Here is a 16573-nt window from a genome sequence, read left to right as displayed (position 1 = left end):
CGCGCTCGGGCTGCGCGGGCGGCTCATGGTGATCGGTGTGCTCGGCCTCTCGGCGGGGCTGGCGCTCGGTGGGCTGGTGCTGCTCGGCGTGCTCGGCTACGTGTTGCAGCGCAGCGTGGACAGCGAGGCGTTCCGCACGGCCGACGCGGTCGCCCTGCTCGCCGCCGAGGACGCCCTGCCCGATCCGCTGCCGGTGGCCGGCGGGCAGGTCCGGGTCCAGGTCGTCGACGCGCGGGGCCGGGTGCGCGCGGCGTCGATCGACGCCGACCGCCTGGTGCCGATGGTCCGCCCCGAGGGGCTCGATCCGGACCGCCGGCAGCGGCTGCTGGTGTCGGGGGAGCGGGTCGGGCTCCCCGGCCCGGTCCGGGTCGTGACGGTGCCCACCGGCACCGCCGGCGACCCGCTCACCGTCCTGGTCGCGAAGTCGATGACCGACGTACGGCACAGCACGCACGTGGTCGGGGCCATCCTCCTGGTCAGCTTCCCGGTGCTGGTCGGGGCGCTCGCCGCGGTCGCGTGGCGGGTGGTCGGCGCGACCCTGCGGCCGGTCGAGGCGCTGCGCCGCGGCGCCGAGGAGATCACCGGCCGCGCGGGGCCGGGCCGCCTGCCGGTGCCCGCCTCCCACGACGAGGTGCACCGGCTCGCGGTCACCCTCAACGGGATGCTGGACCGGCTGGAGTCGGCCCGGCGGCGGCAACGGGCGTTCGTCGCCGACGCCGCGCACGAGCTGCGCAGTCCGGTCACCAACATCCGTACCGAGCTGGAGGTGGCCCGTCACCTCGGTGACCGTACGGACTGGGCGGCGGTGACCGAGAACCTGCTCGCCGACACCGAGCGGCTGGGCCGGCTGGTGGACGACCTGTTGCTGCTGGCCCGGCTCGACGAGGCCGGCGCGGGCCCCGGCGGGCCGGTCGCACCGGACGGGTCCGGCGGCGCCGCCGGGTCGAGCGCGGTCGGCCCGGTCGAGCTGGGCGAACTGCTCGCCACCGCCGCCGCCCGCTACCCGTCGCCGCCGGTCCGGGTGACGCCGCCAGGCGAGCCGTTGTGGACCGTGGGACACCCCGACGAGCTTCGCCGCGTGCTCACGAACCTGGTGGACAACGCCGTGCGGCACGCGCGTACCCGGGTGGTGCTCGCCGCCGTGCCCGACGGGGCGTACCACCTGGTGACGGTGACCGACGACGGGCCGGGCATCCCGGTCGCGGACCGCGAGCGGGTGTTCGACCGGTTCACCCGGTTGGACGACGCGCGGGCCCGCGACGCCGGCGGGGCGGGTCTGGGCCTGGCGATTGTCCGCGAGCTGGTGCGCCGGGCAGATGGCACGGTCGACCTCGGTGACGCCGACGGGCCGGGCCTGCGGGTGTCCCTGCGGCTGCCGGCGCTGCCCGTCACCGAGGCCGGTGACTGACCGCCGGGCGCTCGCGGTGGCCGCCGGAGCCCGGCCGCGCCCGGCGCGTCAGCGGCGGCGGGTGCAGACCTCGTCGGCGGCGGCGACCGTGTCGGTGGACCAGACGACCGCGACCGTGAAGCAGTAGTCGTTGCTCGGGCTCAGCCCGTAGATGACGAAGTCGCTGGTGCCGGCCGGCAGGTCGGTGAGCGCCGACTTGGGCTGGCCGGCCCGGCCGCCGGAGATGACCACCGGGCCCTCCCCGCCGGCCGGGTACGTCCAGCGCAGCGCGACGTTGTCCCGGTTGTCGCGCAGGCTGACCCCGGTGGGGGGAGTGCCCGGCGAGGCGGCGCCCCCGGTGGGGGTGGGGCTGGCCGGACCCGTCGCATCCGTCGGTGCGGCGCTCGTCGCAGGGGCGCTCGCGGTGTCGCGGGCCGCCTCGGGTGGCCGGTCGTCGCCGTCCATCGCGGCCACGCCGGCGATCACCGCCGCCGTGCCGAGCAGCACCACGGCCACCCCGGCGACCACGAGCGGGATCAGCCGGTTTCGCGGTGCGGCGGGTGCCCGGCGCACGGGCACCGGCAGCAGCCGGGCGGCGTACGGGTCGTCCGGCTCGTCGGCGCCGCGCCGCACCCGGTGGACACCGTCCGCCTCCTCGTCCGCCCCGGTCAGGGCGACCACGCCCGGTGGTACGGGGGCGCCCGGCGACGGGTCACTCCCGACCGGCGGGGGCGTGCCCTCCGGCACGGCATCCGCCGCCAGGCCGCCCCGGTGGGAGTGCGCCTCGTCGGCGGACGGGACGTCGGCGCGCGGGTCGGCGGTGAGGGGGTCCTCGTGCTCCGGCGGCCACCACGCCTCCGCGGCCCCGGCCGGGTCGTCCACCGGTTGCCGCGGGATCGGCACGGCCGGGCCCTCCGGCTCGTAGGCGAGCCCGTCGCCCTGGGCCGGGGTGCGGGCGGAGGGGACGACGGGGGCGTCCCGGCCGACCGGTGGCTCCTGCGCGCAGACGTGGTCGGGGTTCGCGGCCGCCCGGGCCAGCGCCGCGACCTGGGCGGCCAGCGGGTCGTCGACGGCGAGGTGCTTACGGCACAGCTCCCGGGCCAGCGCCAGGTTGTCGTGGGCATCGGCGAAGTGCCCGCAGTCGCGCTGCATCGCGCCCAGCCGGGCCAGCATCTTGATGCCGCTGGGGTGCCCGTCGCCGTACACCTCGCGGTGCAGCTCCCAGGCGTCCTGGAGGCGGTCCCGGGCGATCCGGCACTGGCCGCGGGCGTACTCCACGGTGGCCAGGTCGGCGTGCGCGGCGAGCACCCGCAGCGACTCCGGGCCGTCCTGCGCGGTCAGCTCGATGATGACGTCCTCGTAGAGGCGGGCGGCCCGGGAGTGACTCCCCACCCGGTGCAGGACCGCCGCCAGCGTCGCGGCCGCCGCCACGGTGCGCGGGTCGCTGCGGCCGTGCAGCCGGGTGTGCGCCGCGTACGCGTAGGCGGCCCAGCCTCGGGCGGAGTGCGGCTCGCCGAGGGCGACCAGCACCCGCGCCTGGAGGCTCGCCGCCTCGGCCAGCTCGACGGTGGCGTTCGCCGGACGGGGGTCGGCGTCGCTCAGCGCGTCGGAGAGCAGCCGTTGCGCACCGGCCAGGTCGCCGGTGGACACCAGGTGGTGGGCCTGATCAGTCAGTTCGCCGAAGCCGGAGGGCACGCCCCATCGTGCGCAACCGACGACGGTAAGTACAAGACCCGCGCCGGTGCGGATACGTCAGGATCCGGCCAGGTGGGCGGCGAGCGTCTCGCTGATGCGACGCAACTGGTCGACCTGGGCGGGGGTGAGCGCGTCGAACAGGTGCCGCCGTACGCCCTCGACGTGGCCGGGCGCGGCGGCCGCGAGCGTCTCGAAGCCGGCGTCGGTCAGGTGGGCGACCTGGCCGCGCCGGTCGGTCGGGCACTCCTCGCGGCGCACCCACCCCGCCGCCTCCAGGCGGGCGACGGCGTGGGAGAGGCGGCTGCGTGACGAGCCGGTCGTCTCGGCCAGCTCGCTCATCCGCAACCGGCGCTCCGGTGCCTCCGACAGGCGGACGAGGATCTCGTAGTAGGCGTGCGGCATGCCCGCGTCCCGCTGCAACTCGCGGTCGAGGGTCTCCATGAGCCCTCGGGAGGCGGCCAGGAAGGCCCGCCAGGTGCGCTGCTCGTCCGGGTCCAACCACCGCGTCATGACGACCATCATAACCCCGTTAGTTGAATGCTCAACTAAATCGGGCTACCGTGGCACCATGGGAATCCACCGGCTCAACCACGCGGTCCTCTACGTCAGTGACCTCGCCCGCAGCGTCGCCTTCTACCGCGACGTCCTGGGCTTCCGTCCGGTCGAGATGACCCCGGACGGCTTCCGCGGCGCCGCCTTCCTCCAGGCGCCCGACTCCACCAACGACCACGACCTGGGCCTCTTCGAGATCGGCGCCGCCGCCGGCGCCTCGACCGCCGGTCGGGCCACCGTCGGCCTCTACCACCTGGCCTGGGAGGTCGACACCCTCGACGAGCTCGCCGCCACCGCCGAGCGCCTGGCCGCCGCCGGAGCGCTCGTCGGCGCGTCCGACCACGGCAGCACGAAGAGCCTCTACGGGCAGGACCCGGACGGCCTGGAGTTCGAGATCGTCTGGCTCGTGCCGGCCGACCTGCTCGACGACGCCGCGCTGCAGGCACGCAAGCGGATCGGCCGGCTCGACCTCGACCGTGAGCGGCAGCGCTACGGCGGTCAGACCCGAGGCGGCGTGGGCGTCTCCGTACCCGCCTGACCGGCGGTGCGGTAGAACGGCAGGATGCCGACCGACGCGACCTCCATCCTGCGCGAGCTGCTCGTCCGCCAGCTCCAGAGCTGGCTGCCGACCGCCCTGCACCGTTCCCGGCGGGCCACGCTGGCCCTCGCGTACGCCGAGGGCGACGCCGGGTCCGCCGAGGCCGCGCTGCGGGTGGTCGCCGACCACGCCGACCGGCTGCGCGGGCGACGGCTCACCGTGCTGGTGCTCGCCGACGCGGCGACCGACCTGCCGGGGCGGCTCGGCCCGATCGAGGCGGGTCTGCCGGCCGACGTCGCCGTGCACCTCGTGCCGGGCGACCCGGAGCGGCTGCCGGTCGCGCTGAAGGCGGCCGGCGCCGCGGGCGCCCCGCTGCTCTCCTTCGTGGACGCCCCCGCCGGCGCCGCCGTGCTGACGGCGGCCGCCGGCGGGCGTCCCGCCGAGGTCCTGCTCCACGGCGGCGGCAGCGCGCGGGCCGGCCTCGCCGCGGCGGGTTTTCCCCTGGTGACCGAGGTGGAGCTGGTGACCGCCGACGGCACGGCGACGACGCTCACACTCGGCACCGGGCTGGACCGGAGCCTGGAGGCGTTCAAGGACGCGCTCTGGTCGGTCGACCCGGCCGGCGTACGCCTGCGTGACCCCGCCGACCCCGAGGGCCGGCCGCGGGACGTCGTGGCCGAGCCGGACGTCGGCCCGCTGAGCCGGGAGCTGCTCGCCGAGCTGGCCCGCTCCGGGCCCCGCACGGTCACCGAGCTGCGCCGCCACGCCCTCACCGCGACCGTGCACCGTTCGGCCGACGCGCTCCGGGCGCTCACCGGGCTGCTCGCGGCGGGCCAGGTCACGCGCGATCCCGCCGACGGCCGCCTCGGCGGCGACGTGGTCATCACCGGGCCGTCCACCTGAGCCGGGCCGGCCCGGTACGCCGAGCGGGGTGACGGTGGACCCACCGGCACCCCGCTCGACCTCGGGAGATCAGCCCCGGGACTTGTCCTGCTTCCAGGACAACGGCCCGGGCAGGTCGACCCGGTGCGCCCGCGTACGGGAGTTCCAGGACCATCTGCCGATCTTGATGCTCCACGAGGAGAAGCCGTTCTCGGTGAAGTTGAGGATCAACGGCCCGAACTTCTGCCGCTTCCGGAAAATCACACCCATCGCCGCGCTCCCTTCCCCGCCGTGTCTGCCGTGTCGGCACGGGAATGCCCGTAACGCCGATCCGGGAAACTCCGGTCCACGGTGGAGTCAGCGAGGCTCCCAGGCGTCCGGGATCGTGGTGAGCTCGCGGACGTGCGCGGGGAGGCGACCGCTCACGATCTCGGCGAGGCTCACCTCGTCGACCACCTGCCGCACCGCCGCCCGCACCGCCACCCAGAGCGTGGGCAGGTTCTCCGCCGAGCCCTCGTACCGGGTCTGCTCCGGGCGCAGGCCCCGCACGCCCGCGAGCGGCCCCTCCACCGCGCGCAGCACCGCGCCCACCGTCACCTCGCGCGGCGGGCGGGCGAGGGTGTAACCGCCCTCGGCGCCGCGCTGCGCGCGCACGATCCCGGCGCGGCGCAGGTCGGCGAGGACCGCCTCGAGGAACTTGCGGGGCATGTCCTGCTCGGCGGCGATGGCCTGGGTGGACAGCAGGGACGGGTACGCGGTGGCGAGGCTCAGTGCCGCCCGGACCGCGTAGTCGCCACGCGCGGAGATCTGCACCAGGTCATCATGCCCGCCCGCGCGCCCGCCACGCCGCCGGCCGGTCAGCGCAGCGAACGGGACGGTTGCGGGCGCGGCCGGCTCGGCTCGGTCGGCGTACGGGGACGGACGATCCGCTCCGGCGTGGCCTGCTCGCGGGCGGCCCGGAACGCACCCGGGCTCATCCCGACCTCGCGGGTGAAGAACCGGCCGAAGTTGGTCGGCTCGGAGAAGCCGAGGCCTCGGCCGATGCGGGCGATCGGCTCGTCGGTGGCGGCGAGTAGCCGGCTGGCCTGCAACGCCACCCGCTCGTCGATCACCTGTTTCGCGCTGCGCCCGGTGACCGCGAGGCAGGCCCGGGTGAGCGTACGCACCGAGCAGCCGAGCCGGGCCGCGTAGTCCTCGACGCGGCGGCTGTGCCGGTAGCCGCGCTCGACCTCCCGGCAGAGCCGGCGGAACGTGGCCTCCTCCGGCCGGGTGGCCGGGCCGGACTCGGCGGCCAGCGTGAGTCGCAGCAGCAGCACGGCGAGCTGGTGGCGCAGCAGCCCGCGGGCGGCGGGCACCCCGCGGTGCCGGGCGCAGTCCACCGCGAGCTGGCTCACCTCGGTGATGACGGCGTCCTCGTCCTCGCCGGCGAGCTGCCGCCACGTCGGCACGGCGTCCGGGTCGACGTCGAGGCCACGCAGCGCGGCCGGCTCCCAGCGCACCACCGTCGCGTCGAGCTGGGGGCAGGGACAGCGCAGCACCTGCCCGGCGCGCACCCGCAGCAGGGTGCCCGGCCGGCAGGGGAGCGGCTGGAAGTCCAGTTCCGCGTCGCCGTGCCCACTCGTGGTGAGCACCAGGAGGTCCTTCTCGACCAGCACCGGCCGGCGCCAGCCCGGGTCGCCGGCCAGGTCGGCCAGCGCCAGCGTGTCGATCTCGACGGGGAAGGGGTGCGGAGCGCTGACCGATGCCGGGGGGAACTGACCGCAGAAGACCATCGCAGCTGACGGTAGCCCGCGACGCAGGTCAACGCATCCCGCAGGGTGCCGGTAACCGGAAGCGGCTCTTGTCGCGGTCCGGACAGCCGGGCTACGTTACCCGGCGGTAGCGCCGTTCGGCCCGGCACGGCGGCGGCCCGCCCGTGTCACCCGACCGGCGGTCGCGCCACCCGGGCCGCCCCGCGGCGGCCTCGGCGACTCGCGATGGGATGGGCATGACGGATCTGTTCTCGGTCGAAGGCAAGACGGTCCTGGTCACCGGGGGTTCCCGGGGCATCGGCCTGATGATCGCCCAGGGCTTCGTCCGGGCCGGCGCACACGTGATCATCTCGTCGCGGAAGGCGGACGTCTGCGCGGCGGTCGCCGAGAAGCTCTCGGTCGAGGGGCGCTGCGAGGCGATCCCGGCGGACCTGTCCGGCGACGCCGGCGCCGAAGGCCTCGCGGCCGCCGTCCGGGACCGGTTCGACCGGCTCGACGTGCTGGTCAACAACGCCGGCGCGACCTGGGGCGCCCCGCTGGAGACCTACCCGGAGAGCGCCTTCGACAAGCTCTGGGCGGTGAACGTCAAGGCGGTCTTCCGGCTCACCACCGCGCTGCTGCCCGCGTTGCGCGCCGCCGCCAGCGACGACGACCCCGCCCGGGTGATCAACATCGGCTCGATCGACGGCATCCGGGTGCCGTGGATGGAGGTGTACGCCTACTCGGCCACGAAGGCCGCCGTGCACATGCTCACCCGCAGCCTCGCCCACCAGCTCGCCGGCGAGCGGATCACCGTCAACGCGATCGCGCCCGGGCCGTTCGAGAGCAAGATGATGGCGTTCGCGCTCGACGACCCCGAGTCCCGGGCCGCCATCGAGCAGCAGGTGCCGCTCGGCCGGATCGGCCGGCCGGAGGACATGGCCGGGACTGCGATCTACCTCTCCTCGCGCGCCGGGGCGTACCTCACGGGAGCGGTCATCCCGGTCGACGGGGGCATCACCACCCACGGGTGAGGCGGCTGGGCGTACGTCCAGGCGTGCGGGAGCCGCGCGGACTCGGCAGATCCGCGCGGCCCCGGTGGCCGGAGTGGCCGTTGTTCCCGCTGGTGAGGGTGGTGTCAGCGGCCGGCGAGCAGCCGGTTCACCGCGGTGTCGACGTCCAGGTGCTCGGCCTCACGGCCGCGCGGGACGACGACGTACGTCCGCCGCAGGAAGCGCACCAGAACGCTCCTCGGCACCTCGAAGAGAGCATTGCCGTCGGGTGACGACAGCGCGAGCGCGACGAAGTCGCCGCGCGGAGTGGCCCACGGCCACACCCGTACGTCGCCGATGCCGGCCGGCTCGTCGAGGCCGGTCACCAGCAGCTCGCGGGCGAAGGACCAACTCACGGCCTCGCCCCCGGCCGATTCGGCGTGGAACAGGACATGGACCGCATACGGGTCAGCAGGGTCGTACCGCAAGCTGGCACGCACCGGCAAGGCGGTGGCGTCAGGCGCTACGAGCCTTAGCGACGTCTCGACCTCTACGGTCGTCGGTCGGATGACACTCATGGACGTTCTCCCCCCGGCACCGCTGCGGAACGCGCGTGTCCCGCTTTTCCCATACTCAGGTGCTACTCCTGGCTACGCTCCGCCATACGCTGACTTCACCCAGTGGTGGGAAGGGGTTCGGAAAGGCCTCCTGAATGTGAAAATTCATGTAGGATTTCCGGTTCGGCCCAGTGCGTCGTCCCGCCCGGCATCGGGTGGCTCAGTCGTCGACTTACTCCGGTAACGTCCAGTCGTCGGAAGGGGTGACGGGCCCGAGCGACACTAGGGGGTGAAATGGTCACGAACCGATCCTCAGTGGATCCGATCGCGGCGTCTCGCCCACCGAAAGTCGTGGTCCGAGCAGCCGAAAAGCGGGGGTACGCGGTGCCGATGGATCAGCAGGACCGAGCCGGTCGGTCGGGCCCCGGCGAGGGCATGCCGAAGCGGGGGTCGGGGGGTGTGGCCGTGGCCGAACGGACGCCGCCGCGATGGCGGCGACGCATCTCCACCACCCTGGAACTCATCCGGGCCAACCCCACCGGCCGGATCGCCCTCAAGGTCTTCGTCGCCATCGCCGGAGCGATCGTCGTCACCGTCGGTGTCGCCCTCATCCCCCTGCCCGGGCCGGGCTGGCTGCTGGTGATCGCCGGCCTCGGCATCTGGGCCGTCGAGTACCACTGGGCGCGACGACTCCTCACCTTCACCCGCCGGCACGTCCACAGCTGGACGCAGTGGGTGACGCGACAGTCACTCGGCGTACGCCTCGTGCTCGGCTCGGTCGGCCTGGTGTTCGTGGCCGCGGTGCTCTGGCTCTCCCTCAAGTACAGCCTCGGCATCGACGTGGTCGCCCGGGTCATGCACTACCTCGCGACGCACTGACCCCGGATTCGCGGCCGGGGCGGAGGATCAGGTACAGTCATCCGCGCTGAGGGCGATTAGCTCAGCGGGAGAGCGCTTCGTTCACACCGAAGAGGTCACTGGTTCGATCCCAGTATCGCCCACGCAGGTCAAGGCCACTTCCCGGCCTCGGGAGGTGGCCTTTCTGCTGCCGTACGGCAGCCTGGTCACTGCCCGAGTGGTTCCCCGAGGCGCTTCTGCGCGTCACGGATCGCCTTCGATGAGACCTGGGCGTAGATCTCCATCGTCACGGAGAAGCGGGCGTGCCGGAGCACCTGCAGGGCGACTCTCGGGTGGACGTCACGAAGGTCGGCCAGGAGCGTGACGTAGGTCCGTCTGGCGTCGTGGACAGTGACGGCTTGACGTTCGCCTTGTCGCACCTGGTTGCCGGGAGTGCTGGAAGTTGCGCGGCTCGATCGGGTCGCCTGGGATTCAAGGAGCCGGAACTCCTGGAATGCATCACCGTAGCGACAGCCGCTTAGGCTGCATGGTTACGAAGGAGTGATCGCGCCTCTTCTTTCATGGCCGCCACCGCCTCCTCCGCCTGCTCATACGTTGCGCCCCATCCGGCGTACAGCTCCAGAAAGCGATCGCCCACCGATCGCAGTCTCGGCAATCCCGAGTGGTATGCCTGCCAGTAGATTTGGTGGGCCAGCTCCTCAGGGTCGCCCTTCTCGGCAATGATGTTCGCCGCCGCCTCACGCATGAGGTGTAGCCGGGCGCCGCTCTTGTCCGGGACCGGACGGCCGAGCTCCTCCATCGCCTGCCGGAACATGTCGACGGCTTCCCGTGACTGGCCCTTCGAAAGGCCGGCGAGCTCCCGAAGGGTCGGAGAGTCGACGTCTCGAGCCAATGCATGAGCGGCAGCCATCGGCAGGTCATCGCCGACCGGCTCGTCCATGGCCAGCCTGATAGCAAGGTTGTGCAGCTGCTCCACCCCACAATGCTAAGCGGTGTGCCGACCGACAGCCGAGGTGTTAACGGCGGATCGCACGCGCGGATCGCTGGCTGACCGTAGAGGGCCGTCCGGCAGACCGCATCACGTAGCCTGCCTGCTCGTTCGGGCCGCGGCGGAGCCGGAGGCCGGCGACCGCGGCGAGGCCGCATCTCGCCGGGTGCACGCTGTAACGCCGCATGTCGGAGCCCAACGGTGCTCGACTGCGGGAGCACATCGCGGTAATCGCCGCTTCCGATTCGTGTTGTCGTCAACCAGCATGGCCAAGAGGATTGGCACGTGGCCGACCGCCGTGCGGCCAGGCGTGCAGATGTCCGGCACGCGGCTTAGGCAGGGGCTTCCGGCGGTGGAGGGAGTGTCTGCAAGCTACGGCGGAAGGCCGGTTCTGGCCATGTGCACGGGGTCAGTAGAAGGACGAAGTCCGGCAACGAGTGTGGTGATGGGCATCCAGACAAACCCGCTGATCTCGGCTCGCTCTCCCAGTCGATGAGGTGGATGGTCACCGTGTAGCGGCCGGCGGGTGCTGCCACCTGGAGAGCGCCATCGTCCAGGTCCGCTGACACGTCTTCCAGACCGCTCAGGTAAAGGAGTCCGGCTGAGATGATGAGGTAGGGGTCCGATGTGGCAAGCAGCCGCGCTCGCTCACGCTCTGTCAGGTCTGCCATCTGCTCGGAGTCGCCGACACGGACTACGAATTGGAAGGCTGAGTCCCCCAGGTTGATCGGCACGAGCATGCCGGCCAAGACGTGCTGGAGAATGTCCTCGTCTTCGAGCAACGAGTCTTCCCATGAGGCGTAGTCGACGACGGAGGCGAAGTGCTCGGGGTTCCAGAGCACCTGCATCCCCGCCTCAGTCGCTACGGGTCCCGTTACCTCGATCATTCCGTCGTCTCCCTGCACGTATCCCCGTCGGGCGGTCGAAGGTTAGCCAATAGCGGTGGACGACGAACGACTGCGTTGACCGGCTCACGTGGTCGCCGTGCATGGCGCAGCCGCCGCGGACAAGGGCGAACACCAGCGCACCGTCGGGGAGGCGCACGCGGCCGGCATGGACGTTGTCAGACACTACGGGTCCTGCCAAGGTCGTCCTGCAAACGAGAGCGGCGTTTGGCCCTACTAATGTTCGCGCCGTGAACCTCACGATCGACGAGAGCAGCCGCCAGGTGCGAGAGTTCGTTTGCCAATGTTGCAACACTCGAGCGGACCGGACCTGGGCGCACGTCCACCGGGGTGACGTCGCGGTGGCGGTCTACTTTGCCAGTTGCTACCACCACAACGGTGTGCACGAGGCTTGGATCGATGCCGTCTTGGGGACCTGGGGCGACACCGGTTTCGACGACCACACCACCTTCGGCTGCCGGGTCGGCCCCGTAACCGGCTCGCCGACGCCTGCCGCGACGCTCGTCAATGGCGGCGAGGCTGCAGGAGATAGCCCGATCTTCGGCCGAAAGCTCAGCCGTGAGGAGGGACTGAGCCACCCTCGGCTCTCCGAGTTCTGGCATGTTGTCGACGTGATCCTGGAGCAGGACAAGCTTGTACGCCGCCATGTGTACAGGCCGGTGTCCTCGTACGACGCGTAGCCCGTGAGGTAACCTGCGAGCTCGCGCCGAGTAGCCACGCGAGGAATGCGGAAGTGGCACAGCACCGCCGGAGATGTCTTCGCCCGTAGACGTTCACCTTGATCGGACGGGCTACTCCGGCGGCGGAGGAGCGAGCCAGGCGAGAGGTTGCCCGTTGAGGGCGGCGTCGGCAAGGCGGTGTGCGCTGGCTGTCTTGAGTGCCGCCCGTGAGCTGTCTATCCAGCGCTGGACGTTGTCGATGCCCTGATGGCGGTACTCGACGGCTTGCACGAGGCATTCCAGCTTGTCAGCGTCGCGGGCGACGATGGCGTCCAACGTCTCGCCGGCTTCGTACTCCGCGACGGCGTCGGTGATGACGTCGGCGACGGCCGGTGGGCAGGCGGCGACCTGGTCGGCGGTGACGGCGGTGTTGGGTGCGGCGGTGAGGTAGCGCTTGGCGATGTGCGGGATGTCAGTGATCCGGGTTTCCTGGGTGTCGTGCAGGACGCAGAGCATGGACACCCGGGCCGGGTCGGCGCCTTCCATGGCGGCGAGCATCATCCCGATGAGCGCGGTCCGGAACGAGTGTTCGGCGATCGACTCGGGGTGCTTGACGCCGGCGAACCACCAGCCGGTGCGGGCGGCGCGTTTGAGGACGCCGGCTTCGAAGATGAAGCTCATCGCTCCGGCGGCGTCGTGGTCGTCGGTCATCTGCCCGTCCCTGTGCCGGTGAGTCCGTCCGCCCGCAGGCTGTAGACGATAGAGGTTAGTTCCTGCCGGGACTGCGCGGAGATCTGGTCACTGTCCAGGAGCGGGACACTGCGGTCGAGGAGTGCCCGAGTCGCGGCGGGGCTGTCGACGGTGAGACCGCGTCGTGCGGCCAGCAGAGCCCAGGTGTTGTGGATGTTGAGGTCGACGAAGGGGTGCGCTGGGTCCAGGCGTTGGACCAGGTGCCGAAGAAGGACGGAGCCATGCCAGTCAGCGAGCGCTTCGGGCATGAAGGAGTCGTCGCGGTGGCGGTACGGCAATTCGCCCACCCAGTAGGCCGAGTAGTTGAGGCCTGCTCGCTCGCAGACGTCGTCCGGGTGTGCGCGGGCGATGAAGTCCCGCAACGGTTCCGGGTCGCCCTGGTTGGCGAGGGACGTGACGACGGAGCGGGCGTCCGGCCACAGCGGTGACCAGGTGCGGAAACTGGTCGCCCGGCGGGCGCGGGTGGTGGCCTGGGTGAGCCATCCTGCCGCCGCCCCGGTGGGATCCATGCCGGCGAGGAAGCAGGCCTGTCGGTGCAGCAGTACGTACGGATCCCGTCCGGCGGCCGCGCGCCCGGCAAGCACGTGAAGGTGAGCGAAGAACGTACGTTGCTCATCAACGGCCAGGGTCGGCCCGGACGCGACCGGACCTCGCCGCGGGTGGGCGATGGGTAGCCCTTTGGCGAAGGTGGGCGTCTGTCCGAGGACGGCCCAGAGGATCAGGTCGGTCAGGCGGTGAGTGAGTACGGACCAGCCGAGCGGCTGCTCGGCGATGTCACAGCGGTCCACCTGCTCGTCGAGGACTGCGGCGAGGATGAAATCTGCCTCGGCAGCGTCGTCGAGTGCGGCGAGCAGGACTGCGTTCGCGGCGAGCCGTCTGAGTCGGTGCCGGACGGTGATCGCTTGCCCGAGCGGCACCGCGGTGAAAGGCCGGCCCCGGATTCCCAACTCTGCACGGTCACGCGGTCGACGCCCAGGCCGACGGCGAGTTGCTCCTGCGTTAGCGGGATGGACTCCCGGATCAGCTTGAACAGGTAGCCGGTCACCCCGCCGCGCTGTAGTGCCGATCGCCCGCGACCTGCCATCCGTCATCCCTACATTGACCGGTGGTCGGCGTTCCCGCCGTCGAACCAACGCTGAAGAAGGGCATTTGGCCTGCTCACTCGTACTACGGGTGAGTCCAACCGCCGTCCCCGTGATCGTAGCGTCGCAGTTACTGAACGTTCCGGATTCGGTCCCGTGGTTCGGGGTCGGCCGTGGAGGGCTGCCCGGCGGAGGGAGGCAGTGATGCGGGACAGGACGCTGCCATGGCGACGAGTTTCCTACGAACAGTACCTGATCGCCGTCGCGATGACCCTGGCGCGGCGACACCGCCCGGCATGGTCGTGGCGCAAGTGGGCGTGGGTCTGTCGCTGCGGGGTCGACCTGCCCTGCCGTAACCGACACCGCATCCCAGTCAACCGGAAGCACTGGCCCGCCCAGGAGGACCAGTGAGCAACGAGGCGGAGCCGATCCTGGTCGCACATCTGGCAGGGACGGACGGCCTGTGCACTGGTTGTCGGGGCTTGGTGGTCGCGGCTCGCGCCGTACCCGTGCTGGCAGGGCTGGAAAGATCACGCAGGCGTTGCGCCGTTGGGGCTACAACGTGCGCTCAGCGGTTGGGTCACCGCATGTCGGCTTCCTGTCCGAGGCCGAGTAGCGGCCGGGTCATCGAAGCCTGGTGGAGTAGCGGACGCCGATGCGGGGCAGCCGGCTGCCAGCCTGTCGGGTGCGAGGACCTGCGATCAGTCCCGGGACGTGGGTGACACGCCCGGGCTAGACGATCGCTGGTTGAGGGTAGCGCTTGTGTATGCCCTGGCTAGCTGGAGTTGGCAAGAACTTCGATGTGGATCGGCTCTTGATTGTTGAGGTAGAGGACGTAGCCCGCTTCTTGGTCTTCGATCGCGTCGACAGGAACCACCTCGAGCGCGTGATCCGGCCGGGGTAGGAATCCGAAGTCGGCGGGAGGATCGAACCTCTCGATGGAGGTGACCCGCACCTGCGTTGGTGGGATGCCGACGAAGCAAGGGTCACCGGCTTGGAGTTCGGAGGGGTCGGGCTCCAGTCGCCAGGGTGTGTTGAGCCAGCCGTGCGCGTCAGGGTCACGAGGGAAGCCCACAGTGCCGTCCCATGAGTTGGTCGACTCGGGGTCGGCCTCCCACCATGGCCAGTCGATGAGCAGGCGCTGAGGCGTGGTCTTGACGACCCGCGCGTCGAACGCCTCGGCTGAGATCACGAGCAGGTCGCCGACAGTGTAGCCGAGCGCGTGCGTCAACTGGGTGCTATCCATGGTCTGATCTGCCAGCCCTTCCATGCCCTCCTGCTCATACCAGGCCAGCCAGCGATGCACGGCCTGACGGGAGACTCCGAACCGTTCGGCGAGGCTCGATACTGTTGTTCCATCACGCTCATCTCCACCGGCACTCGGCGGAGTGTCACCAGGTCTTGATACCGATGTGTCACGCAAATCCCGGAGCGGACACCAGCTGCCGGCAAATGTCGGGCTCCACTTGATGCGTGACGGATTGGTGTCAGGTGTTGGGCGACACGTCCGGCGAGACGATCATGGCTTGTTCCCCTGTCTGACCTTGGTTCTCCAGTATCGCCTGCAGGAGAGCGGGCGGTAGCCGGCTGCGGGCGCCGAGGATTTCCAGGCCGACGACGTGGCCCTCGCGGTTGAGGTCGAGGTTGAACATGCCTTGATCGGCGTCGAACGGTATGACCCGCTGTGCGGCGGCGGGTGGGCTGGGGTGGTCGAGGTAGATGTATGCCGCGTCGGCGTCGCCGTCGTAGCTGCAGAGCAGCGGGATGCGTTTCTCCGTATACATGGTGGTCAGGCTGGCATACGGGCGGGATGGTTGGTGTGTCGCCGGGGGGATTCTGGCCTGCGTGCCTTGAACCGGGCGGGTTGGTGGTGGTGCCGGGCACTTCGGTGACCAGCTGGTCAGCGTCGAAAGCCGGCGACGACGAGGCATCCTCGGCAGTTGACGCGGCTTTCGACCCGCAGCGGCTGGGCTGCGGGCTGTGGTGGGCATCCGGCGGGGCGGGCGGCGCAGATGCGGGCGGTCTCGGCAGTGGTGAGAGGGTTGGGCTCGCTGCGCAGGACGACGCCGGCGGCGGTGATCTGCATGAGGCCGCGGTCGGGTCGGACGGTGACGCGCCTGCCGGCGAAGTGGTAGCCGACGGGGGTGTTGCCGGCCGGCGAGGCCGATCAGGCCAGCGGCGTTGATGAGCTGCTCGACCTCGATCGGGGCGCCGGTCCGGGCGGGGCCGGTGGTGATGGGTGGTGGCCCGGTCGGTTGGCCGTCGTCGACGAGCAGGTGGACGACGGTGGTGTCGGCCCAGAGGGGGACCGGGAGTCCGGCTTGGGTGGGGCTGAGCCAGAACTGTCTCCGCAGACGGTGAGATTATCTGAGGCGGGAACGAGGCGGGTGACCTCACGGCCAGGCCATCACAGGTCGCTAATGGCGCTGGTGGCACGACGGGTTGCCCGGTGGATGACCCAGGCGGTGGCACTGGTGTCTCCTCGGGCACCCCGAATCGCTGCGGCTGTTGGTTCCCTGGGATCAAGGGGTCCTCGAGGACAGTTCCAGGCCGTAAGAGCGGGAGCTGGCGCGGCGTGAGCGCGACACGAGCCGCGCAAAAAATGCGCCAGTAAGACGAAGCGCGGCGAGCGTGTGCGCCGACGCCGCCTCAGGGGACGACGGGAAACGGGCCATACTCGCTTGGGGCGCAGATGCAAAGACACTGTCGCACGTTGCAGGCAGCCAGCAGTCCTGTGCGGTACCAACGCCGCCTGACCTGGCTGCAGGTACGTCGGTGCAGGTCATCGGCGAGCCGGTCAAAGTTCCGCTTTGAACATCTGCGGTGCGGCGGTACGCGTACACGCGCCCGGCCTCGGCCGGGCGCGTGTACGGCTCGCGCTGTACTACACGATGCGGTTGTAGTTGCCCCAGCTGCTGCCGATCTGGCGTACGTCGCCGTACGGCATCGCGCCGTCGCGGGTGTAGTTGTTGGAGAACAGCCACATGGTGCCGTCGGT

17 protein-coding genes, 1 tRNA gene and 2 pseudogenes are annotated in these 16573 nt (G+C 71.3%); 7 read left to right on the top strand and 13 right to left on the bottom strand.

What is annotated here, in order from left to right; all coding sequences use genetic code 11:
- Positions 1–25: 25 nt before the first annotated feature.
- On the top strand, positions 26–1408 hold the full coding sequence (locus tag SM573_RS00925; protein ID WP_474615711.1) for a sensor histidine kinase: 1383 nt from the start codon (positions 26–28) through the stop codon (positions 1406–1408).
- Between the two features lie 48 nt (positions 1409–1456).
- Here SM573_RS00925 and SM573_RS00920 read toward each other — a convergent pair whose 3' ends face one another.
- Positions 1457–3082 (bottom strand): fibronectin type III domain-containing protein, encoded by a 1626-nt coding sequence (locus tag SM573_RS00920; RefSeq protein WP_474615197.1) that lies wholly within the window; start codon positions 3080–3082, stop codon positions 1457–1459.
- Between the two features lie 57 nt (positions 3083–3139).
- Positions 3140–3601, bottom strand: a complete 462-nt coding sequence (locus SM573_RS00915) for a MarR family winged helix-turn-helix transcriptional regulator (RefSeq protein WP_474612231.1) — start codon at positions 3599–3601, stop codon at positions 3140–3142.
- Between the two features lie 49 nt (positions 3602–3650).
- On the opposite strand from SM573_RS00915, the gene SM573_RS00910 reads away from it, so the two are divergent.
- Complete coding sequence (locus SM573_RS00910; RefSeq protein ID WP_474612230.1) at positions 3651–4172, top strand: VOC family protein; 522 nt, start codon at positions 3651–3653, stop codon at positions 4170–4172.
- Positions 4173–4196: 24 nt separating this feature from the next.
- Positions 4197–5075, top strand: a complete 879-nt coding sequence (locus SM573_RS00905) for a hypothetical protein (RefSeq protein ID WP_474615196.1) — start codon at positions 4197–4199, stop codon at positions 5073–5075.
- A 69-nt stretch (positions 5076–5144) separates the two neighbouring features.
- On the opposite strand, the gene SM573_RS00900 is transcribed toward SM573_RS00905, so the two are convergent.
- From SM573_RS00900 to SM573_RS00890, 3 genes are all read right to left on the bottom strand, one after another.
- Positions 5145–5324: a DUF4236 domain-containing protein gene (locus tag SM573_RS00900; protein WP_474612228.1), complete on the bottom strand. Its 180-nt coding sequence runs from the start codon at positions 5322–5324 to the stop codon at positions 5145–5147.
- A gap of 87 nt (positions 5325–5411) precedes the next feature.
- Positions 5412–5867, bottom strand: coding sequence for an RrF2 family transcriptional regulator (locus SM573_RS00895; RefSeq protein ID WP_474612227.1), 456 nt, complete (start codon positions 5865–5867; stop codon positions 5412–5414).
- Between the two features lie 44 nt (positions 5868–5911).
- Positions 5912–6826, bottom strand: coding sequence for a helix-turn-helix transcriptional regulator (locus SM573_RS00890; RefSeq protein ID WP_474615195.1), 915 nt, complete (start codon positions 6824–6826; stop codon positions 5912–5914).
- 215 nt (positions 6827–7041) lie between these two features.
- On the opposite strand from SM573_RS00890, the gene SM573_RS00885 reads away from it, so the two are divergent.
- Positions 7042–7818 (top strand): glucose 1-dehydrogenase, encoded by a 777-nt coding sequence (locus SM573_RS00885; RefSeq protein ID WP_474612225.1) that lies wholly within the window; start codon positions 7042–7044, stop codon positions 7816–7818.
- 104 nt (positions 7819–7922) lie between these two features.
- Here SM573_RS00885 and SM573_RS00880 read toward each other — a convergent pair whose 3' ends face one another.
- Positions 7923–8354 (bottom strand): SsgA family sporulation/cell division regulator, encoded by a 432-nt coding sequence (locus SM573_RS00880; protein ID WP_007457244.1) that lies wholly within the window; start codon positions 8352–8354, stop codon positions 7923–7925.
- Between the two features lie 273 nt (positions 8355–8627).
- On the opposite strand from SM573_RS00880, the gene SM573_RS00875 reads away from it, so the two are divergent.
- Both SM573_RS00875 and SM573_RS00870 read left to right on the top strand, forming a co-directional pair.
- Positions 8628–9212 (top strand): TIGR02611 family protein, encoded by a 585-nt coding sequence (locus tag SM573_RS00875; protein ID WP_474615194.1) that lies wholly within the window; start codon positions 8628–8630, stop codon positions 9210–9212.
- A gap of 50 nt (positions 9213–9262) precedes the next feature.
- A tRNA-Val gene (locus SM573_RS00870) sits at positions 9263–9334 on the top strand.
- A 63-nt stretch (positions 9335–9397) separates the two neighbouring features.
- On the opposite strand, the pseudogene SM573_RS00865 reads toward SM573_RS00870, so the two are convergent.
- The 3 genes and pseudogenes from SM573_RS00865 to SM573_RS00855 all read right to left on the bottom strand — a co-directional run.
- Positions 9398–9656 (bottom strand): annotated as a pseudogene (locus SM573_RS00865) (site-specific integrase); the annotation flags it as partial.
- A gap of 52 nt (positions 9657–9708) precedes the next feature.
- Positions 9709–10167: a hypothetical protein gene (locus SM573_RS00860; protein WP_474612223.1), complete on the bottom strand. Its 459-nt coding sequence runs from the start codon at positions 10165–10167 to the stop codon at positions 9709–9711.
- Between the two features lie 344 nt (positions 10168–10511).
- On the bottom strand, positions 10512–11066 hold the full coding sequence (locus SM573_RS00855; protein WP_474615193.1) for a hypothetical protein: 555 nt from the start codon (positions 11064–11066) through the stop codon (positions 10512–10514).
- A 248-nt stretch (positions 11067–11314) separates the two neighbouring features.
- On the opposite strand from SM573_RS00855, the gene SM573_RS00850 reads away from it, so the two are divergent.
- Positions 11315–11764, top strand: coding sequence for a hypothetical protein (locus tag SM573_RS00850; RefSeq protein WP_474612222.1), 450 nt, complete (start codon positions 11315–11317; stop codon positions 11762–11764).
- 111 nt (positions 11765–11875) lie between these two features.
- On the opposite strand, the gene SM573_RS00845 is transcribed toward SM573_RS00850, so the two are convergent.
- The 4 genes and pseudogenes from SM573_RS00845 to SM573_RS00830 all read right to left on the bottom strand — a co-directional run bounded on the left by SM573_RS00845 (position 11876) and on the right by SM573_RS00830 (position 15359).
- The gene (locus tag SM573_RS00845; RefSeq protein WP_474615192.1) at positions 11876–12454 is read right to left on the bottom strand and encodes an HD domain-containing protein; all 579 of its coding nucleotides are present in this window, start codon (positions 12452–12454) and stop codon (positions 11876–11878) included.
- Positions 12451–13577 (bottom strand): annotated as a pseudogene (locus SM573_RS00840) (helix-turn-helix domain-containing protein). The gene SM573_RS00845 and the pseudogene SM573_RS00840 overlap by 4 nt, the downstream one beginning before the upstream one ends.
- A 773-nt stretch (positions 13578–14350) precedes the next feature.
- Positions 14351–14998: a helix-turn-helix domain-containing protein gene (locus SM573_RS00835; RefSeq protein ID WP_474612218.1), complete on the bottom strand. Its 648-nt coding sequence runs from the start codon at positions 14996–14998 to the stop codon at positions 14351–14353.
- A 64-nt stretch (positions 14999–15062) separates the two neighbouring features.
- A complete protein-coding gene (locus SM573_RS00830) occupies positions 15063–15359 on the bottom strand; it encodes a DUF2283 domain-containing protein (protein WP_474615191.1) in 297 nt (98 codons plus the stop codon).
- Between the last annotated feature and the right edge of the window lie 1214 nt (positions 15360–16573).

It is taken from the genome of Micromonospora xinjiangensis (assembly GCF_056150165.1).
The sequence above is the reverse complement of the archived record's forward strand: the minus strand, read 5'-3'. Positions and strand labels throughout refer to the sequence as shown.

Coding starts and splice junctions, on each gene's coding strand:
- SM573_RS00925 (WP_474615711.1), top strand. CDS start 26: ATGGTGATCGGTGTGCTCGGCCTCTCGGCGGGGCTGGCGCTCGGTGGG.
- SM573_RS00915 (WP_474612231.1), bottom strand. CDS start 3,601: ATGGTCGTCATGACGCGGTGGTTGGACCCGGACGAGCAGCGCACCTGG.
- SM573_RS00910 (WP_474612230.1), top strand. CDS start 3,651: ATGGGAATCCACCGGCTCAACCACGCGGTCCTCTACGTCAGTGACCTC.
- SM573_RS00905 (WP_474615196.1), top strand. CDS start 4,197: ATGCCGACCGACGCGACCTCCATCCTGCGCGAGCTGCTCGTCCGCCAG.
- SM573_RS00900 (WP_474612228.1), bottom strand. CDS start 5,324: ATGGGTGTGATTTTCCGGAAGCGGCAGAAGTTCGGGCCGTTGATCCTC.
- SM573_RS00890 (WP_474615195.1), bottom strand. CDS start 6,826: ATGGTCTTCTGCGGTCAGTTCCCCCCGGCATCGGTCAGCGCTCCGCAC.
- SM573_RS00885 (WP_474612225.1), top strand. CDS start 7,042: ATGACGGATCTGTTCTCGGTCGAAGGCAAGACGGTCCTGGTCACCGGG.
- SM573_RS00880 (WP_007457244.1), bottom strand. CDS start 8,354: ATGAGTGTCATCCGACCGACGACCGTAGAGGTCGAGACGTCGCTAAGG.
- SM573_RS00875 (WP_474615194.1), top strand. CDS start 8,628: ATGGTCACGAACCGATCCTCAGTGGATCCGATCGCGGCGTCTCGCCCA.
- SM573_RS00855 (WP_474615193.1), bottom strand. CDS start 11,066: ATGATCGAGGTAACGGGACCCGTAGCGACTGAGGCGGGGATGCAGGTG.
- SM573_RS00845 (WP_474615192.1), bottom strand. CDS start 12,454: ATGACCGACGACCACGACGCCGCCGGAGCGATGAGCTTCATCTTCGAA.
- SM573_RS00830 (WP_474615191.1), bottom strand. CDS start 15,359: ATGTATACGGAGAAACGCATCCCGCTGCTCTGCAGCTACGACGGCGAC.